Origin of the sequence: Draconibacterium mangrovi (assembly GCF_010586825.1) — a bacterium.
Lineage (GTDB): Bacteria > Bacteroidota > Bacteroidia > Bacteroidales > Prolixibacteraceae > Draconibacterium > Draconibacterium mangrovi.
The window spans coordinates 110072-136734 of sequence record NZ_JAAAGB010000003.1; the positions used below are offsets into that span (position 1 = coordinate 110072).

The following is a 26663-nucleotide window of genomic DNA, read 5'->3' on the forward strand; positions in this document are numbered from 1 at the left end:
CCCAATCATGGAAAACTCTTTTCTGTATACTGTCTTAAATCTATTTTGTTGCTGCGACCATTGCCCTGAAATAACCTATTGATTCGGCAATTCCCATAAACGGATCATCCATATTTCGTTCGTGTTCCAAACTTACGGTTCCGGTATAATTCACTTCGCGAAGCATATTTACAAAAGCCGGAAAATCAATTATTCCTCTTCCAACTTCAACCGAATAACCTTCTTTGCTGGGACCTGTAACATCTTTTAAATGAATATCAAAAACCCTCGATTTGTATTTTTTCAAATCGGCAACCGGATCTTTCCCATTTCTGGTATCGTGGCCAATATCGAGACACATGCCAATTCGCGGATCAAGATCTTTTGTATGTTCCCAAACATCTTCAGCATCCGGATATACTGCGATATCCGGGCCATGTAAGTGAATGGCAAAAAATAAACCTGTTTCAGCTACTTTTTCATTTACATATGGAAGCAGTTCGTAATCGGGCACACCTACAATCGTGTTAACTCCAACTCGTTTTGCATAATCGAAATATTTATCAATATCCTCTTTACTTTTCATATAAAGCGGTCCAACCGCATAACCGGTAACACCATACTCGGCACACTTTTTATGAAATGCCTCTATTTCTTCAGCAGTACTGTTAACAGGTAAATGGAAATCTTTTATACAAAGGTAATGTACATCACACCGTTTCATGGTTTCCAGCGTGGTTTGTAAATCGAAACGTACAAAAGTATATCCGGCCATCCCGAGCTTAAAAGATTCATTTGTTTCAGGTGCCGGCTGAGGATCGGGGCGTTTTACATCTTGCGCCGTTAGCGTAAACGTCAACAATAGTAATAACAGAATAGAAAGCGTTGATTTGTTCATCGTATTAAATTTAGTTGATATAGAAAAACAAATGTAACAATTAAACTAATACGTAACTGACCTTACACGCGCGTGTTTGAGTAATTCTCAAGTTTAAATTCCGGGTAGCGATTTACAACCGCTAAACTAAAAAATAAACAATACAGCTTAAAATTGAAGTAGAAGGTTGAAAGTAATTATACCGTTTGCCAGCGGGTTGTTATATTATAATTCTGAGCATATTCTTCCCGCTCCTTCTCATCTGCGGTTAGTTTGCTTTCTGCTTCCAGATTTTGCAGCTCAACACATGCATGACTAATGTCATCCTTCTCCGCTTTAAAGAATTTTTTCTTTATTTTATCAGCCGCACATCTAAAGAATAAATTAACCTTTTTCATGTTTTTGTTATTTTGAGTTATTTCTTTGAATCGTTCAACCGTTGCAACAAAACAGCGGCAAATGAACTCATCGATGTATTCTGAATAATTACATCATCCGGCAAATCAAGTATTTCATGGGTAAAATTCCAGATCGCCTTTACACCACAGTTCACCAGGTCTTCAGCTACTTCTTGTGCCACATCATTGGGTGTAGTCAATATGGCAATCTCAACATCCAACCGGTTCGACAGATGAAACAGCTTGTTATATTCCAAAACCGGAGTATTTCCAATGTGTTGCCCGATCTTCTTTTCATCTACATCAAATGCTGCTATTACTTTCAAACCCAGCGTTTGATGCTCCTGATAAGCCATTAATGCAGAACCTAAATTACCGGCGCCAACCAAAAAAGCTTCGTTTACATGATTGAATCCCAAAAATTCTTCCAGTGCATGGCACAGCTCATAAGTATTGTACCCCACCCTGGGTTTTCCTTTAACACCGGTAAATGCCAAATCTTTTACCACTTGTGTAGGATCGCATTTTAGTTCCTTTCCAATTGATGGTGCTGAAATATTCATTACACCCTTTTCACGAACTTTTTCAAGAAAAAATAAATAGCCCGGCAACCTTCTTAAAGTTGGTTCCGGAACTTGTTTTGTATTTTTCCTCACTGCGATCACTTTTGTAGTTTTTGCCATTTAGTTCACTTTAAAAATACGAATAACTCAAATTAGAGAATTTTTTCTTTATTGCTGTTATATGAATATTCACTAAAAGTTAACATATAAATCCTACTGATTTTCAATTGCAAAGAGCAGTTTACAATTTGCCAACAATGGTGCAAAATTCATTATACAGAATCTTCTAATCGCTGACAGGATAAGTAGACAACTAAAAATTATGCAGAAACAAAAGATTAGCAAATTCCCAAACTACAGACTTTAGAAAAATAATTTCTCATCATGGTCCGGAAAGAAAATTCCTGCATCGATACGGATCCTGTCAAGCGTTTGTATTAAATCCTCACTCATTTTCCAGGTCATCTTCGGGCTTTCTATCAACCCGGCATCTAAACACTCCATAACGTGTTTGGCTTCGTATTGGTATCCCGCTCCTTCTTTCGTTTCATTTGGAATTAACTTTCGCTCTTCGTCGCCTTTCCAAACCGTTAAATCGGTTGGAGTAAACCAGCGCGGATGCAAAATAACATAACCCTTCTCGCAACTAAATTCGGATTGTACCGGCGAATGCACCGCAAAACTTGAGGACAAACTGGCCATCTCTCCACCTTTGTATTTAAATATCATTTGGATGCTTTCCTCGCTTCCGGTGGAACTAAAATCGGCAGAAGTTTTTATGAGGTCAGGAACGCCAAGTGTTGACAGCGCCGCAAATACCGGGTAAATACCAATATCCAAAAGTGAGCCGCCCCCCAATTTAACATTGTACAGGCGCTTTTCCTCATTGAACTCGGCATTAAAAGCAAAATCCGACCGCACCATTTTCAATTTCCCCAATTCTCCGGAATAGATAATCTCAAGCGCTTTTTGAAAACTTGGCTGAAACATGGTCCAGAAAGCTTCCATAAGGAAAGTGTTGTTTTCCTTTGCACATTGTATCATTTGCGCCACTTCGTGCTGATTCATAGCAAAAGCCTTCTCACAAAGTACTGCCTTTTTATGCTCAAGACACAACATCGTATGCTCAAAATGGTGCGAGTGTGGCGTTGCAATATAAACTACATCAACGTTTGGGTCTTTAACCATTTCCGTATAACTGCCATAAGCCTTTTCAAATCCCAGTTCGTTGGCAAAATCCTGCGCACGGTTTAAGTCGCGCGATGCGGCTGCATACAGTTTCGCATTTGGCAACAATTTTAGGTCGTTAACAAACTTATTGGCAATTTTACCACATCCTAATACTGCCCAATTGTATATTTTACTCATGAATTCTCGATTTAGATTGAAGGCTAAATGTACAAACTAAATAAAGATTCAGAAAGCCTGAAGGTAGAATTTACACTGCCATTTGCTTCGATTTTGGCATATCGAAATATTTTTGAAACAGTGCAAAGCGTTGCGACTTGCTTTGTGTACGCTTCTTTCGCAAATAAGAGAAATGCAAGGGCGATATTTTTTCTATCTCTTCTAAATACTCGCTACTATACCATGTTTCATTTAACCCTACCGATTCAACAACCATCATTTCAATGCTCCGGTTCATCAAACCTAAAAAATCGTCGCTTTTTACGCCATTAAAACAGCGCATTTCTTCCAGTGCCATGCGCCCAAAATGAATGGTTTTATTTACAAACCGGCCCAAATCTTTTTCAGGCAAACAAGAGAAAATGGTTTTGGTAGATGCTAACGAATCCTCTTTTACATCCTGAATATCGTCGAGCAGCTGCAAATAAATTCCGTAGCCAAAAAGCGCTTGTTCCTGTTCTCCGGTCATATCTCCGGCCACAAGGTAACCATCGGCTAAAACCGATGCCCCGCCTTTTTCAAAACAAATGTTGCAGATCTCATCATCAGAGATTCCGTTCTGGGTTATCATTTTCAAACTATTGGTTTGCCCCTGCTGAATGGCATATAAACTTTCATACACCCTTGGGAATTTGTGGCGTGGAAACTCTCCTTCAAACATACTTATTAAGTGGAACAGCTGTTTTTCCGTGTGATTCAAAGGAATCTCCAGGATGCCGTGTAAACGACGATCGAAACGCGTTGAGAAGATTTGTTTTTGTTCGTTACTTATTTCAGGATTGTCCAGTAAATTATCGCTGTAGGGATAGATCATGGAATATGCGAAGACCGATGGTGTAATTTTCACCGGTTTTTCAATCATCAGCTGCAGGCCATTCATTATCCACACATTTCGCATTCCCTGGTATATATCTTCCGGATCTAGTTCTGGACCGAATGCACGTGCCCGATAGAAAAAATCTTTTGAAACATCTTTGAAATCTTCCGAGAGGATAATTTCGAGGTGACCGGGATCAAAATCAAAAACAGTCTCCAGAAACGACCTGAACATGGGAAAAAACGACTTTGCGGGATCACTCTTCACCTGTTGTACTTTCCGAACATTTTGCAGCTCTTTTAACTTATTTTGAAAACCGTCGAAATTATGTTCGTGCGCAAATTTTTCTTCTGATGAATACGTTTTATGAAAATGCGGAAAAGAATCGGGGCTCCGCTCCCACATTTCTTTAAAATGGTTGATGTAATCCTGAACAGGTAGCATAAATCTTTGTTTTCCCCGAAAATAGGTGAAACAAAGCAAATGCATACAATTTATTAGATAATCGTGGGAATTTTGAGGGTTAAATGGGTTTTTAAAACTGTAAGTATCATTTCAAACGCTGAATTGGATTCAGTACCGCCTGAAATGATACTTGTAGTTTATTATGCAATGTTGGTGTAAACAGCCTGAACGTCTTCGTCCTCTTCCATTTTATCCAACATCTTCTCAATTTCTTCCATTTGTTCTTCGGTAAACTCTACCGGAGTAGTAGGGATACGCTGAAGTTCTGCTTTTTTAACGTTAATTTCCAGCTCTTCAAATTTATGCGCCATGTCGCTAAAGCTGGTGTATTCGCCATAAGCGTAATATGTTCCTTCGTTCTCTTCAATTTCATCCAAACCGGCATCAATCAGCTCTAGTTCAATATCTTCCATCTCCATTCCTTCCGGCATATCAAACTCGAAAACAGCTTTTCGTGAAAACATAAATTCCAGCGAACCATTAGGCACCTGGCCTCCACCTGCCTTGTTAAAATAACTTTTAACATTAGCCACTGTACGGGTTGTATTATCGGTTGCTGCTTCAACAAAAACCAATACGCCATGCGGGCCTTTTCCTTCGTAGGTGGTTTCAATATATGCCGCTGCATCTTTTCCCGATGCACGTTTAATCGCTGCTTCAATATTCGCCTTAGGCATGTTTTGTGCCTTCGCGTTCATGATAGCGGTGCGTAGTGCAGGATTCAAATCCGCTTCAGGGCCACCTTCTTTAGCTGCAATGGTTATTTTCTTCGAAAGTTTTGGAAAAACTCTCGACATTTTATCCCAGCGTTTCTCCTTCGCTGCCCTCCGGTATTCAAATGCTCTTCCCATGAATAAGTCTGTTTTGAAAATTTGTGCGAAAATAAATACAGAAAACTTAATTACCAAAAACAGAGCTAGTGTTTTTACCTTTATATCACTACTGTTAGAATTTTCTGTAAGAAATGTGCAATATTAATGTAGCCGGTTATTCCACCTTCTGGATTGAAATTTTCTTCGGTTTACAAACCTTGTCTTCCTTCTTTACTTTGGCTCCACATTTTTTGCAACTGTATTTTGGATCTTCTTTATCCTGAAAATCCTTTTTTTTACATGCCTTTTTACTCATCTCCAATTTTCCTGTTCACGATGTACTACAACAACATTCACAGGATAATTGTTTTGCAAATACTCTCCAATTTTCTCGGCCGAATATACCGACCGGTGCTGTCCGCCGGTACAACCAAAACCAAGCGAAAGATGCGTAAATCCACGTTCAAGATAAACTTTCACCGATTGATCGACCAGCACTTTTACGGCATCGATAAAAAGCCTGATCTCTGATTTTTGCTCCAGGAATTCCTGCACCGACATGTCCTTTCCACTTAACTTTTTGTACTCCTCGTAACGACCGGGGTTATTTATAGCACGGCAATCAAATACATGGCCGCCACCATTACCCGAAGGATCTTCTGGGTAGCCTTTTTTATATGAAAAACTGGTAATTCGTACGGTAAGGTTCGATTTTTTCTGTCCAATTTCCTTTAAAACCTCGGAATGAGTAAGCTGCTTTAATACGCTGGTTAGTTCAGGTAAATCAACCGGTAATCTTAAATCGGCAAGTAATACTTCCAGGTTTTTTAGCGCGTAAGGAATACTTTTCAGGAAATGTTCCTTTTTCTCGTAAAAGCCACGGAATCCGTAGGCGCCCATCGCCTGCATAATACGAATGAGAACAAAACCTTTAAAGTAAGCTGAGAACTTCTCTTCATCAACTTTCATGTACTTCTTCAGTTCCGAAATGTAAAAGTCGTAAAGCTGAGCGCGTACACTTTCCGGGATATCGGCTTTTCCATCATATAGTAACGATGCCAAATCGTATTGCAATGCGCCTAAACGCCCACCCTGATAGTCGATGAAATACACATCATCATCTTTTAGCATTACGTTTCGCGACTGGAAATCGCGGTATAGAAAATAATTGGAACTCGCACTCAACAGGTAATTACTAAACAGCTGAAAATCATCTTCAAGTGCCTGCTCGTCAAAATGTATTTTTGCCAACTTCAAGAAATAGTATTTGAAATAATTCAAATCCCACATCATCGACTGTTTATCGAATGCTTCGCGCGGATAACACACCGAATAATCCATTTCTTTTCCGGCAATGATCTGGATTTTAGGAAGCGCCTGGAGCACCTTTTTGTATACTGAAATTATATTTTCCGAAAATCCTTCCTCTTCGCGAGTTTTAGTAAGAAATTCAAAAAGTGTGGTGTTGCCCAGATCCTCCAGCAAATACTTTTTCAAATCGGAACTAACAGCGTACACTTTCGGCACTTTTATACCTTTATTATAAAAATGATTACTGAACGAAAGAAAAGCCGTATTCTCTTTTACATCGTTATTGATAGCGCCAATTACGGTTCGGTGTTCGTTGCCCAAACGGCAATACTGGCGGTATGATCCCGACGGAGGCAGCAACTCAAAACGTTCAACTTTTTCGTTAAAATGACTCTCAAAGAGTTGGACTATTTCGTTTTTTTCTGTAGTCTTCAATGATCTGATTTTTAAATTAAACTTACATTTATGGTCTTAAACGTGAGCTATGTTTAAAACAAAATTCAAAAGTATCCTTTTTTTGAGATTACTACGAAAATTCTTGGTACTGATTGGTATTTTCTTTGTTGTTTGCCTCGTATTTTCTTTTACCGAACAACCTTACCGGGCTTACCACTGGCTGGGAACAAGCAAATCGGAACTAAAATGGGAACCTATGACTATTATTTTGCTGGGAGGCGGAGGTATGCCCAGCCAAAGTAACCTGATGCGCAGCTGGTACACCGAAAAAGCGGCAAAATCTTTTCCCAAAACAAGAGTGGTTGTTGCCATGCCCGGCACGCTAAGCGACAGTTTAAGCACGCCTCAGTTAATGAAATCGGAACTCGAATTGAGAGGTATTTCTGCTGAACGCATAGCATTTGAAGCTGAGGGAACAAACACACGCTCGCAGGCATTGAAGTGCCAGGGAATAATAAAAATGCAGGATCCAATTTTATTGGTTACTTCTCCCGAGCATATGCGTCGTGCGGTTTTGGCGTTCAAAAAAGTTGGCTTTGAAAAAGTGAACGCCCTACCTGCTTTTGAAAATGCTGCCGAAGCTGATTTTTCGTTTACCGACGACGAACTGGGTGGCAACTCCATCCTGATTCCCGATGTTGGCCATAACATTAATATGCGCTACCAAATGTGGAACCACTTAAAATATGAGATTCTGATTGCCCGCGAAATGGTTGCACTTACTTACTACAAACTTCGGGGTTGGGTTTAATTACTACAACTGTACAATTAAAACAGTAGGTTTTTCGTCTCGTAAAATATCAACAGAGATGGTTGCACCGGCTTCTAAATTTTGCAGACGATCCATGTACTCGTAAATATTACCCACCTTTTTACCGTCGATTGCGATAATAATGTCTCCCTTTTTCATTCCGGCAGCATACGCCGGTTTACCTTTTGAAACGGCATCAACGCGCATTCCACGTTTTTCCGCACCTGCAAAATCAGGCATCACGCCCAGCGTAACTTTAAATCGTCCTCCCCTGCTGCGCTGAAATTTACTTCCGGCTTCCTGAAACGTTAATTTCTCAGCACGGTTAACCACATCATCAAGCAAGGCAGCCGAATAGCTCATTACTTTTTGTGCGCCTTCAAAGTTGATCAGTTCGGCATCATCCTGCGGGGTGTGATAATCGGGGTGTGCACCGGTAGAAATATAAATTACAGGGATATTCTGCAGGTAAAACGAAGCATGATCCGATGGACCGATTCCTTCGCCTGTAAATGCCAGGGTAAAATCCGGATTCAGATCATTTAACAAGTCTTCAGTTTCTTCAGCGGTTTTTGTTCCGCCGATACTCACGCTATTATCATCTTTTAAGCGGCCAATCATATCAAAATTGAACATAGCAACCATTTTGTCGGTTTCAACCGGAGATTTCATTGTGAACTCTTTCGAGCCCAGCAATCCCATTTCTTCGGCACCAAAGGCCACAAATAGCACACTGCGTTTGTTGCTTTTATCTCCTGCCAATTTCTCTGCCAGCTGAATAACTGCAGAAACTCCCGAGGCATTGTCATCCGCACCGTTGTGCACCGCAACAGTATCAATTGCACGCGATCCGGAACCGGGTCCACCCATACCCAAATGATCGAAATGGGCACCTACAACTACATATTCATCCTTTAAGTTTTCGTCGTTGCCGGGTAACATTGCAACCACATTTCTTGTAGTTGTTTCCTTCAACCCAACATTTACAGCAGCACTAACCGTTACCGGAACCTCCAGGTTTAAACCGGCATTTTGCTCCAGTATTTCAGCTTCCAGTTTTTCTATCGTCTGCTCTGTTCCTTTTAACATCTCATTGGCCACCTTTCGCGTTACCTGGATAACAGGAATAGAAAAACGGCTGCTGTTTTTATCAAAAAACAATGACGACAATTCATCCGCTTCACTAAATTTTGTGCCGGCCACAAAAATTATCCCCGCAGCGCCTTTATCCGATGCTTTTAATGCTTTTGCACGTTCGCTCGAAAATTCGAGGTAAGGACTGTTTGGATTATCCAAATCCGGATCGCCCTGAAGCACCAACATCCATTTTCCAGTTACATCTGCGCCATCAAAATCGTTCCATTTTAACGAATCGCGGTTTACTTCAATACCAAAACCGGTAAAAACAACTTCGGCCGCTACTGTTGTGTTCGCAGAAAAAGCATAAGGCAAAAAGTCGGTTTCAACTTCGTATTCCGTATCGTTAACCTGTAACTGATTTCCTTCGGCAATTTCTGCTGATGTCACCAAATTAAATTCCTGAAAACCGTTATCAAACAACAACTCCAAACCTGCAGCCTCAAATTTGCCGGCAATGTATTGTGCTGCCAACAAATCGCCCTGTTCGCCCGATTTTCGTCCTTTTAACGAATCGGAAGCCAGGTAGTCGATATTCTCACGAATATCATCAAGCGTTATTTCTTTATCGAATTTTGGCCCACAAGCCGCCACAAGAATTACAAGCGTAGCAAATACGAAATTCTTCATAAACACGAAATTTATTTTTGGTTTTGAAAACATCGAGGAATATTTTTGGTTTTATGTTTTGTACACACTTCAACAGAGTTGACAAATGGATAGCAATAATAACCATAAAACGCGATATAAAAAAAGGAGATGTGTATATTTACCACTTCGTAAAAAACAAACAATTTGATCTCATTTGGCATAAAATACTGGTTTATACTGTTGCTCTCCATCACCGTTGCATCGGTAGGTGTTGCAGTTTTACTTTACTACAAAAATAAAGCACTTAAAGAACTTTCGAAATTTCAGCGCAGCCTGTTAATAGCACTAAGGTTTCTGGCTTTCTTTCTTATTGCCTTTTTGCTTTTATCGCCTTTTATCCGAAACATGAAGAAGATTACTCAAAATCCTGTAATCATTGCTGCGTGGGATAATTCGGGATCGGTTGTATCGCATGCCGACTCCTTACAACTGGCCCAAACAATTAGCGATGAAAAAGCGCAGATAGAACGGCAATTGGAAGCCGATTTTGAGCTGGTGAGCTACACTTTTGGCGAAGAAACCCAAAACGGTAACGATTTAAATTTTTCCGAAAAAGGATCGAACTACAGTGAATTAATTGCCACGATAACCAATAATCATTTTAACCAAAACATCGGAGCGCTGATCGTTGCCGGAGACGGTATTTATAACCAGGGAAAAAATCCGCTCAACATGCTCGAACAGGTGAGCTTCCCGATTTACACCATCGGACTTGGCGATACCACCGTAATTGCCGATGCCCGTGTTCAAAACATTCGCGTTAACCGCACGGCATTTTCGGGAAATAAATTTCCGGTTGAGGTGGATCTGCTATTTTCGAAACTAAAAAACACGCCGCTTAAACTTTCGCTTTTGCAGGATGATGAAGAGTTACAAAGCGTGATGATCACCCCATCGAATGATAACTATTTCGATACAAAAGAATTTGTTTTGGAGGCAGGTTCTGCAGGATTAAAACATTACACATTGCAGATTCAGGTTGCAGCCAACGAGCGAAATACCAAAAACAACAGCGCCGGTTTTGTGATCAACGTGCTGGAGAACAAACAAAAGATACTGATCATTTCCAATGGCTCACACCCCGATGTTGGTGCCATAAAAAATACACTCGATCAGCAAAAAACATACGAGGTTTCGGTATTTACCGACGAACCTTATCCCAATGATCTGAGCGATTACAACCTGCTTATTTTAAACCAGCTGCCAAGTACCGGGAAGTCGATGGCCGAAGTCATGGAAAAAGCAGATAACAACCGTTTGCCGATCCTTTTTATCGTGGGAAACCAAACATTTTTACCGCAGCTGAATATTTTAAGCCCGGGAGCAAGCGTTGAACCACTGGCCGGAAGCGGAGAAGAAGCGCAACCGGTTTTTAATTCGAATTATGCAACGTTTAATTTGTCGGAAGAACTAATTGAAATTATTCCACAATTTCCTCCGGTACAGGTTCCGTTTGCCAATTACGAGTTGAATCCGGAATTCTCGCCACTGTTGTATCAAAAACTTAAAGGTATTACAACCGGAAAACCACTAATCGCCACCGGAAAACTGGAAGGCCGGAAACGAGGTTATATTTTCGGCGAAGGAATTTGGCGCTGGCGGCTGTTCGATTATTACCAAAACCAGGAACATACCCATTTTAACGAGTTGATCAATCAGATGGTACAATACCTTGCTTTGCGCGAAAACGAGGATAACTTTATTGTTGAATTCACCCCGGTTTACACCGAAGTAAATGACGTGGTTTTAACAGCCGAAGTATATAACGATGCTTTTGAGCGAATTGGTTCGGAAGAGGTAACCATTAAATTGCAAAACGAAAACAACGAGGAATACAACCTGACTTTCGATGTGCAGGATAAAAATTATTACCTCAACGCGGGGCATTTGCCACTGGGCGATTATACGTTTACTGCCGAAGTAAGTATTGGTAACGAAACCTTTACCGAAACAGGCAGTTTTACAGTGGTTCCGGTTAATGTTGAGAATATTATTACGCAAGCCAACCACACCCTGTTATACCAAATGGCCAACTTAAGCGGTGGAAAATTCTACCCGTCATCGCAAGCCAGCAATTTGGTTAACGAGCTGCAACAAACCAGTAAATTAAAAGCAACAACATACTTTCAGGAGATGGTAAATCAACTCATAAACCTTCGTTGGTTATTTGTTGTTTTACTTGTGCTGTTAAGTACGGAATGGTTTTTGAGAAAGTACTGGGGAATTTACTAAACAACATTCATTTTACGATGAGCATTTTCAAACAAACAAATTACATACTACTTGTTAGCCTTGTTCTTTTGTCGTATGCTTGTAGCCCAACAAAGCGGATTATGGTTGAGTTTCCGCAAAAACCAAAAAACGAGATTTCGCAGGATATACAGAGCCTGCTTTTGGTTAACCGCACTGTTGATGTTAGATACAACGATCTGCCCGCCGATTCGCTGCAAAAATTATTTTATCAAAAGGATTTTAAACTCGATACGACCATATACGACCTCACGGCAGTTGACACTTCGCTAAAAGCCTTGGGCGAATTACTTTTCGAATCCGGCAGGTTTGATTATGTAATTCCCGAAGACCGTTTCCTGAACGCCGAAAAAAATGCATTCTTTGCCAGTTCAATGAGCTGGCAGGAGGCGAAGGAACTTTGCGACCTGTATCAAACCGATGCTGTTCTATCAATGGATCTGTTTAATACACATGTGGCAACCGAACTCTCTGAAGAATCAGTTTTCGATCCGAATGAAGGATTTTTCAGAACGGCCGTTGGTGCAAAAATGGTTGTTGTTTACGACGCCCTGTTTCGTATTTACGATCCGCAACAGGAGAAAATTCTGGCACGCGAAGTATTTCAGGACACCCTGCTTTGGGAAAATTATGCACTGAGCATAAGAAATCTGTTCGAGGATTTTACACCCGTAAAACAAGCCCTTACTGAAGCCGGAATTGCCGTGGCACTTGATTTTTCGGAAACAATAAGTACCGGCTGGCAGAGTGAATACCGGATAATATTTGATAAAGGAAGTACAACATTAAAAGAAACAGCCATACTTACCGATAGCGGAGATTGGGCAACAGCCATTGAAGCATGGCAAAAAATTGCCGCCGAATCGGGATCGAAAAGCGAAAAAAGCAAAGCATTATTTAATCTCGCCACCGCTTGCGAAATACAGGGAGATATCGACTGTGCGATACAATATGCACTCGAATCGTATAATACAGCCTACCACCCCATCACTTATCAGTACCTCGAATTGCTTAAAAGCAAGAAAAAACAACCGAAAAACAACTTGAAATGAACCGATTAATCTCATGGACTTTACTACTACTAAGCACGGTATCGTGCACCGTTTATAAAGATTACCCCATAGAAATTTATACACCCGGAGAAATTGCTTATCCGGCAAATGCAGAAAATGTAGCTATTGTTTACAGGAATTTCAAATACAGCAATGACACGCTGGTTCACTATTATCAAGACGATTTCCGCCTGAAAAAAGCCAGGAACGATCCGAAAAACCTCGACAGTATTTTGGTAAATATGTGCATGAGCGAACTGGCAGGGAAATTAAAAGAAAAAAATACGTTTAAAGAAATAAGAATAATTCCCGAACTTTTCGAACCACATACGGGCGACAAACTTCCGGCATTAAATATGGAGATGGTTCAGCAACTCGCCCGGAAAACCAATACCGACCTGGTAATTTCGCTGGAGACCTATTCCAGTTTTTACTCCGAATATTCAACAACGGCCGAAATGCCAACAAAATCAAACGAAGTGATAACCGCCGCTGTCTGGGCCGTATACAGTCCTTTCGAACAGCGACTGATTGAGCGCAAAACAATGATCGATACCATTTTCTGGAACGGTTACGATGCAAACGGGAATTATAATCGGAAAGCCAAGTTGCCACCGCGTATCACTGCGCTGAAGATTGCTTCGCAAATGGTTGGCGAAAATTATTCAAAACGCTTTTTTGCCTCGTGGGAAAATGTGAACAGGATGTATTCTGTTCCGCCATTACCCGACTTTGCCATGGCCGACGAATACGTACAAAAAGGCGATTGGGACAATGCCATTATGCTTTGGAAACGTTATGCCGACGACAGTAACGGTAAAATGGCCATTAACGCACGATACAATCTGGCACTGGGTTACGAGATGAAAGACGATTTTGAAATGGCCGAAAAATGGTTAAATGCAGCCTTCCAAATTGCCACCGCCTACAACAGCAAGGAAGAACTGAAAATGATTTTTCAATACCGGCAGTTACTTGCTAAAAGAAAAAAAGATATCTTGCGTTTAAACCAATAGCAAATGAAGAACCGTGCTGTTTTTTTGTTGGGCGTTTTAACACTTTTTGTTTTAGCAAGTTGTAATACGCTGTACAATACAAAAACCATTGATATTGAAATTGTTGAACCTTCAACAATGACTATCGCGCCGAAATTCAAAAATATTGCGATCCAGTACAATAACGTTAATTGCTCGCCAAACGAGTACTTAAACCAGTACGAAGAATTTGGGACGCAAAAAACAGAAAACGAAAACTCGGATAGTATTGCCTCGCATGTTTATTTCGAAAACTTTATTTCGGAGCTTAACAACCAGGCATTTTTCGATACCGTAATTACCTTAAACGAGCGTAATTATTCAACCATCCGAATTGTTGACACAATTGATTATACACCTTATTTTCGCGAAGATTCGGCCACCCGTGTATCAATGACGGCTGAACAGATTAATGTATTGAATTCGGGCTATTTTCTGCAGGCCAATACATCGTCGGTTCGTCCGAAAAGCGATACGCTGATTATACATCCGCAATTCGGGTTATATAGACCTGATCAACTCGAAAATATTCGGAATAACACCGGTACCGACCTCTTACTTTCGCTCGATTATTTTGGAGCCAGCGATGGACGCTACTACCATCGTGAGCTTGAAATTGGCAGCGAACAGGCGATCAACTGGACACAATGGAGCTTTTATGACCTTATTGACATGAAATATTTGTTGGCCTATTCGAAACTCGACACGGTGAAGTGGATGGAGTACTCCCCGGGCATTAAGAACGCGGATGACGTTTTACCTCCGCGAACCGATGCCATATACAATGCAGCCGAAATATCAGCTGAAAATTTTGCGCTAACAATTGTCCCTCATTGGGTGCAGGTACAACGAATGTACTACTCCTCGGGGCATGTGGAACTGCAGCAAGCCGATGAGCTTATTCAGAATGCCCAGTGGTTGGATGTGGCCGAATTGTGGCGCAAACAGCTTTATAACAAGAACAAGAAAATTGTTGCAAAATGTATGTATAATCTTGGTTTGGCTTGTGAAATGGGAGGAGATCTTGAGGCAGCTTTGGCCTGGGTGGTAAAATCGTATCATATTTTCGGCCCCAAGAATGAACTTCATGCAGAAAATTGTATGGAATACATCAGGCTGCTGAGTACCCGGCAAGCCGATATGAAACTTCTGGAGAAACAATTTGGCCGGTAGTGCCCGGGTATCGCTTATACACAACCAGCATTTTACTTTTTGCCTGTATAAGCGTTGTACTTTTTAGGAAAAAGTACATTTTCATTAAATATCAATTTCAACTTTTTAGAAAAATGTACATTTTGATTAAATATCAGTTTCAACATTTTAGGAAAAGGGGATGTTTCATTAAATATGACAGTCGATATTTTAGGAAAATGAAACTTTTCATTAAATATAGTAGTTGACATTTTAGGATAATGTAACTTTTCATTAAATATAGTAGTTGACATTTTAGGAATATGTAACTTTTCATTAAATATTCGTTTGTATATTTTAGCAAAATATACCTTTTCCTAAAATTAACACCGCATTATTAATGCACCATTCCGATTTTCATACAATTGTTGGCCAACAATTGCATGACCCGTCTTCGTTTTCCCTGAGAATCGAAACTTACGTGGCCTGAGATAATGTAAATGGAAGCTTGTTAAAAGAAAAGAGGGAAACCACTGTCTCCCTCCATATTTAACCAAAAATCACAACATGAAAATATTGTTGTTTTAAATTTAGAACTTTTAGTTGTAAAGTTCCAAATTCAAACCTATGTTTTAAAAAAGGAATTTAGCTTTTTAACATTTTAATCCCGTCAGAAACGAAAGTAATCAGTCGCTTTTTATACAATCCGCCAATTGCTTTCTTAAAATTTTTCTTGCTGATACCAAACATCGCTTTAATTATTTCGGGTGATGATTTATCCGATACGGCCATAAAGCCACCACTGGCCTCCAGTTCCGCCAAAATCTTTTCCGATATGGAATCAACTTTTTCGTATCCCGGCTCTTCCAGTATTAAATCGATCTTTTCATCGCTTCGTACTTTAGCAATGTAGCCTTTTGTTTGGCTGCCTATTTCCAGCTTTCGAAACACCTGGTTTTTATAGAGCATTCCGGTATGCTCCAGGTTAACAATGGCTTTATAACCCAAATCTGTTTCTTCCAGAATAATCAGGCTAACTTCCTGCCCGTTGGTATATTCCGGCGGCGTATTATCCAGAAACTTATGCAGCTTTGCCGAAGCCACAACACGATTCGTCAACAAATCGAGATAAACGTATACCCAATAGCTGCCTCCTTCCTGCATTTTACTGCGCTGTTCGCTAAACGGAACCAGCAGATCTTTAGCAAGTCCCCAGTCGAGAAAAGCGCCATATTTGGCGGTGGCTTTAACCGTTAAACGGGCAAACTCGCCCACCGTTGCCAAAGGTTTTTCGGTGGTGGCAACCAAACGGTCTTCCGAGTCGGTATAAACAAAAACCTCAGCAGTTCCCCGTTCTTTCATTTCCTCCTCAACATATTTTCGCGGCATTAAAATCTCGCCGTGTTCTCCACCATCGAGGTATACACCGTTGTCTGTTTCCCGGAGAATTTCCAGGGTATTAAATTTTCCTATTTCTGCCATGAGTGAATTTGTCAAATGCGCAACAGTTCTTCTGCTGCTTTAATTGTTGTTTCCGTAAGGTTTTCGCCACCCACCATTTTTGCCAGCTCTTCCACGCGTTCGGTGGCATCCAATGCTTTTATAGAAGTAAAAGTTTTTCCCTTTTCTTCGAATTTATACACCCTGAAATGTGTATCGCCTTTAGCAGCAATTTGTGGCAGGTGCGTAATATTTATAATCTGCGTATTGGCCGAGAATGATTTGATTATGGCACCCATTTTTAATGCAATCTCGCCTGAAACGCCGGTGTCAATTTCATCAAATACAATTGTTGGCAATGCTTTCGAGTTGCGAAGCAGATTTTTAATGGCCAGCATCAATCGTGACATCTCACCACCCGATGCAATCTTAGATATTTCATCAGGTTCCGAATCAGGGTTGGCGCTAAACAGGATTGCAATCTCATCTTTGCCATCCGGCTGAAAATCTTCTAGGTAATTATGTACCACCTGTAGTTTGGCTTTCGTCATTCCCAGCTGGTTCAAATCGCCAACTACCGAACCTTCGATCTTTTTAAAAGCCTTTTGCCGCGTATTACTTAAACTTTCAGCCAACTTTTCCAGTTCGGCTTTCTGGTCTTCCAGTTTATTTTTCAGGGTTTCGATTTCATCATCGTAACCTACTGCTTTATTTATTTTCTGGTCAAACTCATTGCGCAAAACAATTAATTCGGCTACGGTAGCCACATGATGTTTTTGCTGCAGCGAATACAGTAAATTCAACCGGTCGTTCACCTCTTCAATACGAGACGGATTAAATTCCACTCGCTCAGCCAGCATTTCCAGTTCCTGGTGAATATCGCTCAACTCAATTGCGGCACTTTCCAAACGCTCTGCAAAACTTTCGGCATCTTTCAGGTAGCCCGTAACTTTTTTCAACGTACGATGGCCGTCTTTTACGCCCTGTAACACCGAAAATGTTTCGTTATCTAATAAAGCCACCGTTTCAGTAAGTGCTGTTTTAATTTCTTCGGCGTGGTTTAACTGCTCCAGTTCTGCTTCCAGGTCTTCCTGTTCCGTTTCTTCCAACCTGGCTTCTTCCAGCTGTGTAAACTGAAACTGATAATAATCCAGATCGGCCTGCGCCTGCTCCGCATTTTCCTGCAGTTGCTGAAGCTCCTTTTTTGTGCTTTTGTATGCTGAGAACTGTGCCTTGTACTTTGTTAAGGCATCACTGGCACCAGCAACCGAATCAACCAGATTCAACTGAAACTTCTGGTTGCTGAGCTCCAGGTTTTGGTGTTGCGAGTGAATATCGATTAACTGCAATCCCAGTTCTCGCATTACTTTCAGGTTAACCGGAGTATCATTTATAAAAGCTCTCGATTTCCCTGACGGCGTAATTTCGCGACGTAAAATCGTGGAAGTATCGTAATCCAAATCGTTGGTTTCAAAAAAGCGTTTTAAAGGATAGTTACTCACTTCAAACTGCCCTTCAACAATGCACTTTTTATCCTTCTCTTTCAGTACCGAAAGATCGGCACGATTACCCAGAATTAAGCTTAAAGCCCCCAGAATAATCGACTTACCGGCACCGGTTTCACCCGTCATGGTGTTTAAATTGGCATGGAAATTAACCTGCAATTTATTGATGAGTGCGTAATTCGAAATGGATAATCTGGATAGCATAATGACAATAGATCTTCATTAATAATTTCTTTGGCTAAAATAGCCAAAATGAGGACACGTAATTACTTTCTGGAAAAAATGGGGATATCTTTTGCTAAAAGCCTTCGTTTTCGGCAATCTTCTCGTACTTGTTGCCGTTTGAAGGATCAACCTCATTCAAAATAGCCATAACACGATTTCGTTCATCCGGGAATGATTTTGAAAAAATGTTGACCAATTCATCGGCTTTAGCATCAAAAAACATCTGAAGAATATATGTAGATGGTCGACGTCGAAATACCTTCTGAATATCGCGTAGAGCATCGGCAATATTTGCACGACCTTCCTCTACCTTTTCCGACATTAAATCGAGGCCATTACGATGATAGTTGTACATGCAGGTGCGGAACGATGAGTATGATTTATTTAATACATTCTCGATTAACCAGTAGCGATTCCTTTCACTCTCGAAAGCCTTCCATCCACGTTCGCGTGCATTCTGCGAATTATTTACAATAGCCTGTGCTTTCTGAAAATATTCTGTTCCACCTTCTTCCGAAAAAGTATCGTAATCAAAACCCAGAATCACATAGGCATAAAACGCCATAATGTTGGTCAGGTTATCGCGGTTCGACGTTTCGTTAAATTCCAGCGGCTGAAACTCAACATACTTACAATGAAAATCATTGTCCTTAATATTAAGCACAGTTGACGTATAACTGGTATTAAAAATCGGGCGTGTTAGCTGCACCTGGATAGATCCTTTAAACTCGTCGGCAGAAATTTGCTCGTCGAGACGGATTAGAATATTGCATCTGATTTTTTCATCGTAACTGTACACATGATCGGTCCATTTGCGGTTGTTCATAAAATCATACAGATCCGACTGCATGGTTCGGAACAGGTTTTGGTTGGCCCCCTGAATACCTCGTGCCGAAACAGTTACGTTGCAACGAAGTTCCTGAGCTTCAACATTTCCCACGAAAATAAACAGAAATAAAAGTGCTGTTACGATTTGCTTTATCATATGCTAATTATTCAGTTCTATAATTTTTGCTACGATATCTTTTGCTACCTCAGCTTTATCTTTTAACTCAAAATCGGTTTGTTTATTGCCTTTTTCGATGATCGTTATTTTATTGGTATCAACACCAAATCCGGCTCCCTTGTCTTTTAATGAATTCAGCACAATAAAGTCGAGGTTCTTTTTCAACAATTTACCCTCAGCATTAGCCAGTTCGTTGTTGGTTTCCAGGGCAAATCCCACTAAAAGCTGCTTGTCGGTTTTCAATTTTCCTAATTCAGCAGCAATATCTTTTGTTGGTTGCAACTCAATATGCCAGTTTTCTTTGCCGCGTTTTGTTTTTTCATCCTCCTTTTTTGCGGGAGTAAAATCGGCCACGGCGGCGCACATTATTGCCCCATCAACACTTTTAAAATGCTCAACCGATGCCAAGTACATTTCTTCCGCCGATTCAACCGGAACTACGGTTACACCGGCCTTTTGGGTAGAAACAGAAACAGGACCGGATACCAAAGTTACTTCGGCACCCTGTTCGGCCAGTTCTTCGGCAATGGCATAACCCATTTTACCTGAAGAGTAGTTACCAATAAAACGAACGGGATCGATTTTTTCGAAAGTAGGACCGGCAGTTACCAGGTAGGATTTATTCAGAAGTTTTTTTTTTACTCCAAGCTGTTGAATAACTGCTTCGAGTATTTTTTCAGGTTCTTCCATACGGCCCTTGCCGGTTAAACCGCTGGCTAATTCTCCTTCGCCGGGTTCAACAATACTATTTCCATACTCTTTCAGAATGGAAATATTTCGTTGTGTTGAAGGATGTGCAAACATATCGAGGTCCATTGCTGGTGCTACCATAACCGGGCATTTAGCCGAAAGATATGTTGTTATCAACATATTATCGGCAATACCGTTGGCCATTTTTCCCATGGTAGATGCGGTTGCCGGGGCAATAACCATTACATCGGCCCACAATCCGAGGTCAACATGGCTATTCCACGTACCATCGTTTGCACCAAAAAACTCGCTAATAACAGGTTTGTCCGACAATGCTGATAAAGTTACGGGTGTAATAAATTCTTTTCCGGCAGGTGTTATTACCACCTGCACTTCGGCACCCTCCTTTATAAAAAGCCGAAGAAGCATTGCTGCCTTATAAGCTGCAATACTTCCTGTTATTCCTAGTATGATATTTTTTCCTTTGAGCCTCATGTAAGGGCATCAAAAAATTAGATACGTTTTTTGTTCTCGCGCGTTGGATTACGGTGATAAATTTCACCTTCTTTTAATTCTTCAAACGCAATAAGAGTTGGCTTTGGCAAACGCTCGTAAAATTTAGAAATCTCGATTTGTTCTCTGTTTTCAAAGATTTCCTCCAGATTGTCGGTATACGAAGCAAATTCCTGTAATTTCTGGTTAAGCTCTTCTTTTAATTCCGACGAAATCTGATTTGCTCTTTTAGCAAGAATCATTACGGTTTCGTAAATATTTCCGGTTTCCAGAGTTAAAACTTCAAGGTCGCGGGAAATAGTTGACGGAGCGGCTTTTGTTTTCTTGTAATCCATATTCTAATTAATGTTTAAATCTTTTTCTTCTTTATAATTCAATATCTCAGAGGCTTTTTCGTAAAATTTCTCTACCTCTTTTTTGTGCTCACTGTCGGGATATTCATCGATAAATGAAAAATATTCGTCGAGCGCATTTGTATATCGTTCGTTTTGTTTGTCAGCAATACTTTTTTCAGCCAGCAAATACTTTGATTTTAACAACATAAATTTCAAATCTTCCCGGTATTTACTTTCAGGATATTTATCAAGACTATTACCCAAGGCAATTACTGCGGCTTTGTATTGTTCAAAATCGTAGTACAATTTAGCACTTAAATACGATTTATATACCAATTTATCTACCAATTCGTCGATTAAGCGGTTAGCTTCTTCAACACGGTCGCTAAACGGATACAAGTTAATGTATAGTTGTAAGGCATCAATAGCCTCTTGAGTTACCTGCTGATCGAGCCTTGCTTTCGGTGACAATAAATAAGAGCAGTAGCCAATCATAAATTGCGCCTCTTCAATATATTCGCTTGTTGGAAACTCTTTTACCAACGACTTAAAATAATGACCCGCCATTAAATAGTCTTTCTGACCGATCATACTTTTAGCATAGTAATAATAAATTTTGTCGGCTCGCGAGGTGCCGCGGTAAATGTTCACCAATTCTCTAAACAGCGTTGCTGAACGAACATATTCGCCGTCTTCGTAATACTCAACAGCTTTTTTGTATTTAAACTCGTAATCGGTACTTTTTACAATCTTGTTATAGTCTCCGCACGAAGCTGTGATCAATAAAATTGCTAGTAGTCCGATCCCCAAAAATCTCATTTTCATAAACATGGCGCAAAAATATACTTTTTTTAATTAATTGAAACGAATTAACCCTCAAAATTTAAGGAATTTACAGCTTTTACCAAATATGTTATTTCACTCATTAACAAATGCATAGCTATAATACCTCGAATTATGGTCTGTGAAAATAAGGCAAATTCATTACGTTAAGTTGATGTGTTAGTATTATTTAACACATTTGCTGAGATTTTAAAAAAGATTACATTTGCATCCTTATAATTTAAACTTAAAAACAAATCATCGTGGATATATTTGATAAATTCAGAAATAATAAAGGTGATATTGGCAAGTGGATGGACCAAATTCACGGGTATTTTGCGTTTCCAAAACTGGAAGGCGAGATTTCAGCCAGAATGAATTTCCGTGGCAAAGAAGTATTGACATGGAGTTTGAACAACTACCTGGGATTGGGCAACCACCCGGAGGTTAGAAAAGCTGATGCTGAAGCTGCAGCACAGTACGGTATGGCTTACCCAATGGGCGCCAGAATGATGTCGGGACAAACAGTTAAACACGAACAACTGGAGCGTGAATTGGCTGCTTTTGTTAGCAAACCTGATGCATTCTTGTTGAACTTCGGTTACCAGGGAATGGTTTCTGCAATCGATGTGCTTGCCAGCCGTAACGATGTAATTGTTTACGACTCGGAATCGCACGCTTGTATTATGGACGGCGTTTTCCTTCATAAAGCAAAAGGTGGAAAAAGTTTTGTGTTCCAACACAACGATATGGAGAAATGTCGCAAAATGTTAGGTTTCGCCACAAAACGCGCTGCCGAAACAGGTGGTGGTATTTTATTAATTACTGAAGGTGTTTTTGGTATGACCGGTCAGGTTGGTAAACTTGATGAGATTGTTGCACTGAAAAAAGAATTCGATTTCCGTTTGTTTGTTGACGATGCACACGGTTTTGGAACAATGGGACCAACAGGTGCCGGTTCGGGTGAGCATTTTGGCGTACAGGATGGAATTGATATTTACTTCGGAACTTTTGCAAAAGCAATGGCCGGAATTGGTGGTTTTATTGCCTGCGAAACTGATATCTGCTACATTTTACGTTACAACATGCGTTCGCAAACTTTTGCGAAATCGTTGCCAATGGCAATGACAATCGGTGCTTTGAAACGTTTGGACATGATTCGTACAATGCCTGAGTTGCGCGAAAAACTATGGACAATTGTTAATGCGCTGCAAAGCGGATTAAAAGAAGCCGGTTTCGATCTTGGAAAAACCAATACGCAGGTTACTCCGGTTTATATGAAAGGTGGCGAGGAAGAAGCAACTCAAATGATTTACGATCTTCGCGAGAATTATGGAATTTTCTGCTCAATGGTAGTTTACCCGGTAATTCCAAAAGGTGAGATCCTTCTGCGTTTGATACCGACTGCAATGCATTCTTTAGAGGATGTAGAAATTACATTGAAAGCCTTTAAAGAAACCCGTAAAAAACTGGTTGCCGGCGAATACCGTACCGGTGAAATTGCAAAGGTTGAAGTGGATATGTAATCCAATAAATCGAATATAATTGCAAGGGCTGTATCAAATTGATGCAGCCCTTTTTTTATTCAATTGAAGAAATTTGATTTATTTGGGTCAAATCCAGTTTCCGAAACTCAACCACGGCACCTTCTGCCTGAACGGCAATTTTTCCTTTACGGGCAGTGCATTTGAATCCATAATTTACCAAATCATTATTCACCCAAACTTTAATTGTATCCGCGAAACATTCAATTACCATATTGTTCCATTCGCCCAAAGGTTTTTCCGAATCGTCTGTCAGGTTCGGTATTCTTCGTTTTTTACCTTCAGTAATCCCCCACTCATCTTTTGGTCCGCGTCTAACAACCATATTCGGCACTTCAATATCTTCAACAATACACCAAAAATCGCCGGCATCGCCATGCTGCATTTGTACCTCCAAAGATTTAGGAAACATATCATACAAAGCCCGCGGTGTTGAAGCATGAACCAAAACGCCGCAGTTCCCCGGCTCTCCGGCAAAGCGATATTCCACCTCCAGCCGGTAGTTCTGATAAACCGAATCGGTAATTAAATGGCCTCTCGGTTCGCCCATACTCACCAATAACGAGTCGCGTACCACAAACGAAGGATCAATTTCAGGATTATTATCAGCTTCGGGAACATCAGCATACCAACCGCTTAAATCTTTCCCGTTAAACAGTTGAATGGTATCGTCAGTTCCTGTATTACACGATGAAATAAGAAACAACAAGACTAAAAAAACAATCGCATTTCTCATGATGATATTTTTACTTTTTATGTCCCGATGTCGGATGCTATTTTACAAATTCAGATGCCCATTTCAAATACTGTTCCCAATCGTATTCAGTCACATCATGCTCACCTGTTCTGATGTGATAGGCAACCGTGTTTTGTATGGGCTGATTAACTGCCGGCATTTCTGTTTGTTCTATTCCTTTTTTTCCGTAAAGCTCATACACCGGAGTAGCGTACAAGGCGCCAAGAAATTCACCTTTTGGATCCGACCACCGATCCTCTTCAGCACTTGCAATATAAACCGGACGCGGAGCAATCAAAGCAATCAGTTCGTGCTGATCAACCGGCAAGGCCTCCTCGTTTTTACTGTAATTTCTGAAGTTTTTACAAAACCAGTGCGGAAAACGATTATTGATTCGCCACAATGTTTCGCCAAAGCGTCGTTTCGATAACGCGGCGCCGCCACATCCTGATTCATTTGAAATGACACCGGCAAAACGCTCGTCGGTTGCACCGGCCCATAAGGCAGTTTTTCCCAATCGCGAATGGCCAAACACAACTACCCTTGATTCGTCGATAGCCTCATCCTGTTCAAAATAATCCATCGCTCGGCTTAATCCCCACGACCATGCTGCTATCGCTCCCCATTCGTTGGCAGCCGGTTGCTGCTGATCGTCGATATACAATAAAGGATGAATACCATCCGAAAAATCATCTTTGTCGGGATCTACTTCACCGTAATAAATTACAGCCAGACCAAATCCTGCCTCAATTATCTTATCAACGCACCACCGGTTGGTTCTCACCCCTCTCGACTGTTCGGTTAACTGGTTGTTTATTATCCCGAACGAAGGATTGTTGTTTGCCCAGGCTTCAGAAATGATAACTTCTACGTCCTCGGTTATGGTATGATTTCCGTAAAAATTATAGCCCACAAATAATGGTACCCGCTCTTCGGTTTTTGGCAGATATATTAAGATGGTAAAATCAAGTGTTTTGCCTCGGTTTTTAAATACCAGGTCAACTTGTTTTCGTACCGCTTTACCATTCAGGGCATTATTGCTTTCTTCCAAAATATCAACGGATGCAATTTCCAGCTCACCGGGCACTTCGCCAAACATATTTTCGGTGAAAAAATTCAGCAGTTCCGGGCGTCGTTTACTCTCCCACTTTTTAGAATTTCGAATCTTCTGCCCATTAAACGTTTTTAGCGGATCGGGTAACTTAAATTCGGGAACTTTACTTTCGTCGTAGTTGGCATCAAACTGGGCCGACACATTAAACAGGAAAGCAAAAAATAAAAGGCACAAGATGAATTTTTTCATTGTCGATAACTGTGAATTGAATCAATACTGCTTAAAATTGGGAAATTGCGATTGTTATGCCAAAGGATTCCGTGAATTTTTATTGTCTCAATGCAATTCTTCCGGAATCCAGCGAACAGAAAAGTCATCAAATGAGATTATTGCTGCAAAATTCTTCCCTCTTTTTTGTACTCTTTGCGGATTCCGGCCATTAGAGTTTCCTTATTCAACAGAGAATCTCCTTTTTGTATGGATAGCAATCCGGCATAATGAATACAATTAACGATGTTGGCACCTGTTAACTCGTAATTTTTAGCCAGCTCCTTTAAATCAATGTCTTTATGCACTTTGTTTTTTTGGGGCATGTATAATTGCCAAAGTTTCAAACGTTCAGCAACCGTAGGAGGATCAAACTCAACAAAAGCATTAAAACGGCGGGTAAAAGCGCTATCGATATTTCCTTTCATGTTCGATGCCAAAATCACCAATCCGTTGTGGGCTTCAATACGCTGCAAGAGGTACGAAACTTCCTGGTTGGCGTATTTATCGTGTGCATCGCGCACGTTGGTGCGTTTACCAAATAGCGAGTCGGCCTCATCAAAAAACAATATCCAGTTTTTGTGTTCTGCCTTGTTAAATAATCCCGACAGATTTTTCTCCGTCTCACCAATGTATTTCGAAATTACCATCGACAAATCAACCCGATATACATCCCTTCCGGTATATTTTCCCAGCAAACAAGTGGTCATCGTTTTTCCGGTTCCCGACGGGCCATAAAACAGAACCCGAAATCCCGGTTTAATTTTATCGCGCATGCCCCATTCATCCATCAACTGCTCGTTATAATTTAACCAGGTTTCCAATTCTTTAATTTCTTCCAATGTCTTTTCTTTTAATACCAAATCATTCCATTCCTGCTTAGTGGTGATCCGTTGCGCCGGGAAATCGCTGCTTAATTTGGGCTTCGATACTTTTCCTGAAGTAAACAGATCAACATATTCATCATCGAGAACAAGGCGGCCACTCATTTTGGGTTCGCCTGTAGGAACCGGCTCGATATTCAACACATTTTTTTGGAAAAACAAATGTTCCTCTTCAAACAGTTTTGCTGCTTCCATACGTTTCTCAATGTCTCGCCCGGCAAGAATGTACAAAACGGTTTCGCCGGTTGGCAATATTCCGCGGTGGTTCTTTCCCTTAACACCACCAAACTCGGGGAAATCGCCACCATTTGGAAGATATTCAGCTATGATAATATTGAAGAATTCGGGCGAAAGGTGCGGAACCAATGCTATAAAAAAAACAATTGTTTCTGCTACACTTAATTCATTTTCGTGAATAAAATGTTTTAAAGAATTGTTAGCATGACCGACAGGGACAAACTCAGGAATTACAGACTTATTTCCTTTTATTTCATCATCAAACCGAAGTCGAACAACTTTGTCCAGATAATCTAAAACAGCTTTTATCATTA

23 protein-coding genes are annotated in these 26663 nt (G+C 40.5%); 6 read left to right on the forward strand and 17 right to left on the reverse strand.

Translation table 11 applies throughout. The features are described from left to right. Positions 1-40: 40 nt before the first annotated feature. The 7 genes from G4420_RS09895 to G4420_RS09925 form a co-directional block, all read right to left on the reverse strand. Complete coding sequence (locus tag G4420_RS09895; protein WP_163323492.1) at positions 41-877, reverse strand: sugar phosphate isomerase/epimerase family protein; 837 nt, start codon at positions 875-877, stop codon at positions 41-43. A 176-nt stretch (positions 878-1053) separates the two neighbouring features. Further along, positions 1054-1254, reverse strand: coding sequence for a hypothetical protein (locus G4420_RS09900; protein WP_163323493.1), 201 nt, complete (start codon positions 1252-1254; stop codon positions 1054-1056). Positions 1255-1271: 17 nt separating this feature from the next. Then, a complete protein-coding gene (locus G4420_RS09905; protein ID WP_163323494.1) occupies positions 1272-1937 on the reverse strand; it encodes a redox-sensing transcriptional repressor Rex in 666 nt (221 codons plus the stop codon). A 243-nt stretch (positions 1938-2180) separates the two neighbouring features. Then, positions 2181-3185, reverse strand: a complete 1005-nt coding sequence (locus tag G4420_RS09910) for a Gfo/Idh/MocA family protein (protein WP_163323495.1) — start codon at positions 3183-3185, stop codon at positions 2181-2183. Positions 3186-3255: 70 nt separating this feature from the next. Beyond that, positions 3256-4485, reverse strand: coding sequence for a hypothetical protein (locus G4420_RS09915; protein WP_163323496.1), 1230 nt, complete (start codon positions 4483-4485; stop codon positions 3256-3258). A gap of 161 nt (positions 4486-4646) precedes the next feature. Continuing rightward, positions 4647-5357 carry a YebC/PmpR family DNA-binding transcriptional regulator gene (locus G4420_RS09920; RefSeq protein WP_045029645.1) on the reverse strand — a complete coding sequence of 237 codons (711 nt, stop codon included), beginning with the start codon at positions 5355-5357 and terminating at the stop codon, positions 4647-4649. Between the two features lie 273 nt (positions 5358-5630). Then, entirely contained in the window at positions 5631-7064 is a 1434-nt protein-coding gene (locus G4420_RS09925; RefSeq protein ID WP_163323497.1) for a RapZ C-terminal domain-containing protein, read from the reverse strand. Between the two features lie 82 nt (positions 7065-7146). Between G4420_RS09925 and G4420_RS09930 the strand changes: the two genes are divergently transcribed. After that, positions 7147-7836, forward strand: coding sequence for a YdcF family protein (locus tag G4420_RS09930; RefSeq protein ID WP_163323498.1), 690 nt, complete (start codon positions 7147-7149; stop codon positions 7834-7836). 3 nt (positions 7837-7839) lie between these two features. Here G4420_RS09930 and G4420_RS09935 read toward each other — a convergent pair whose 3' ends face one another. Then, complete coding sequence (locus G4420_RS09935; RefSeq protein WP_163323499.1) at positions 7840-9603, reverse strand: M28 family peptidase; 1764 nt, start codon at positions 9601-9603, stop codon at positions 7840-7842. A 165-nt stretch (positions 9604-9768) separates the two neighbouring features. On the opposite strand from G4420_RS09935, the gene G4420_RS09940 reads away from it, so the two are divergent. From G4420_RS09940 to G4420_RS09955, 4 genes are read left to right on the forward strand one after another with little or no spacing between them, the layout of a single operon-like run. After that, positions 9769-11856, forward strand: a complete 2088-nt coding sequence (locus G4420_RS09940) for a hypothetical protein (RefSeq protein ID WP_163323500.1) — start codon at positions 9769-9771, stop codon at positions 11854-11856. A gap of 17 nt (positions 11857-11873) precedes the next feature. Further along, positions 11874-12926, forward strand: coding sequence for a DUF6340 family protein (locus G4420_RS09945; protein ID WP_163323501.1), 1053 nt, complete (start codon positions 11874-11876; stop codon positions 12924-12926). Continuing rightward, complete coding sequence (locus tag G4420_RS09950) at positions 12923-13942, forward strand: DUF6340 family protein (RefSeq protein ID WP_163323502.1); 1020 nt, start codon at positions 12923-12925, stop codon at positions 13940-13942. The genes G4420_RS09945 and G4420_RS09950 overlap by 4 nt, the downstream gene beginning before the upstream one ends. A 3-nt stretch (positions 13943-13945) precedes the next feature. After that, positions 13946-15133: a DUF6340 family protein gene (locus G4420_RS09955; protein WP_163323503.1), complete on the forward strand. Its 1188-nt coding sequence runs from the start codon at positions 13946-13948 to the stop codon at positions 15131-15133. Between the two features lie 603 nt (positions 15134-15736). Here G4420_RS09955 and G4420_RS09960 read toward each other — a convergent pair. From G4420_RS09960 to G4420_RS09985, 6 genes are all read right to left on the reverse strand, one after another. After that, positions 15737-16573, reverse strand: a complete 837-nt coding sequence (locus G4420_RS09960; protein WP_163323504.1) for a CvfB family protein — start codon at positions 16571-16573, stop codon at positions 15737-15739. 11 nt (positions 16574-16584) lie between these two features. Further along, entirely contained in the window at positions 16585-18240 is a 1656-nt protein-coding gene (recN, locus tag G4420_RS09965; RefSeq protein ID WP_163323505.1) for a DNA repair protein RecN, read from the reverse strand. Positions 18241-18334: 94 nt separating this feature from the next. Beyond that, positions 18335-19246, reverse strand: coding sequence for a type IX secretion system protein PorD (gene porD, locus G4420_RS09970; protein WP_163323506.1), 912 nt, complete (start codon positions 19244-19246; stop codon positions 18335-18337). Between the two features lie 3 nt (positions 19247-19249). Then, positions 19250-20452 (reverse strand): bifunctional phosphopantothenoylcysteine decarboxylase/phosphopantothenate--cysteine ligase CoaBC, encoded by a 1203-nt coding sequence (gene coaBC / locus G4420_RS09975; protein ID WP_163323507.1) that lies wholly within the window; start codon positions 20450-20452, stop codon positions 19250-19252. A gap of 17 nt (positions 20453-20469) precedes the next feature. Then, positions 20470-20805: a DNA-directed RNA polymerase subunit omega gene (locus G4420_RS09980; protein WP_163323508.1), complete on the reverse strand. Its 336-nt coding sequence runs from the start codon at positions 20803-20805 to the stop codon at positions 20470-20472. 3 nt (positions 20806-20808) lie between these two features. Then, positions 20809-21615: an outer membrane protein assembly factor BamD gene (locus G4420_RS09985; RefSeq protein ID WP_394351195.1), complete on the reverse strand. Its 807-nt coding sequence runs from the start codon at positions 21613-21615 to the stop codon at positions 20809-20811. A gap of 275 nt (positions 21616-21890) precedes the next feature. On the opposite strand from G4420_RS09985, the gene G4420_RS09990 reads away from it, so the two are divergent. Next, complete coding sequence (locus G4420_RS09990; RefSeq protein WP_045029674.1) at positions 21891-23153, forward strand: aminotransferase class I/II-fold pyridoxal phosphate-dependent enzyme; 1263 nt, start codon at positions 21891-21893, stop codon at positions 23151-23153. A gap of 55 nt (positions 23154-23208) precedes the next feature. Here the strand turns inward: G4420_RS09990 and G4420_RS09995 are convergent, their stop codons facing one another. From G4420_RS09995 to G4420_RS10005, 3 genes are all read right to left on the reverse strand, one after another. Continuing rightward, positions 23209-23907 (reverse strand): 3-keto-disaccharide hydrolase, encoded by a 699-nt coding sequence (locus G4420_RS09995; RefSeq protein ID WP_163323509.1) that lies wholly within the window; start codon positions 23905-23907, stop codon positions 23209-23211. 37 nt (positions 23908-23944) lie between these two features. After that, positions 23945-25210 (reverse strand): alpha/beta hydrolase family protein, encoded by a 1266-nt coding sequence (locus G4420_RS10000; protein ID WP_163323510.1) that lies wholly within the window; start codon positions 25208-25210, stop codon positions 23945-23947. Positions 25211-25347: 137 nt separating this feature from the next. Next, entirely contained in the window at positions 25348-26661 is a 1314-nt protein-coding gene (locus tag G4420_RS10005; RefSeq protein ID WP_163323511.1) for an ATP-binding protein, read from the reverse strand. Positions 26662-26663: the final 2 nt, after the last annotated feature.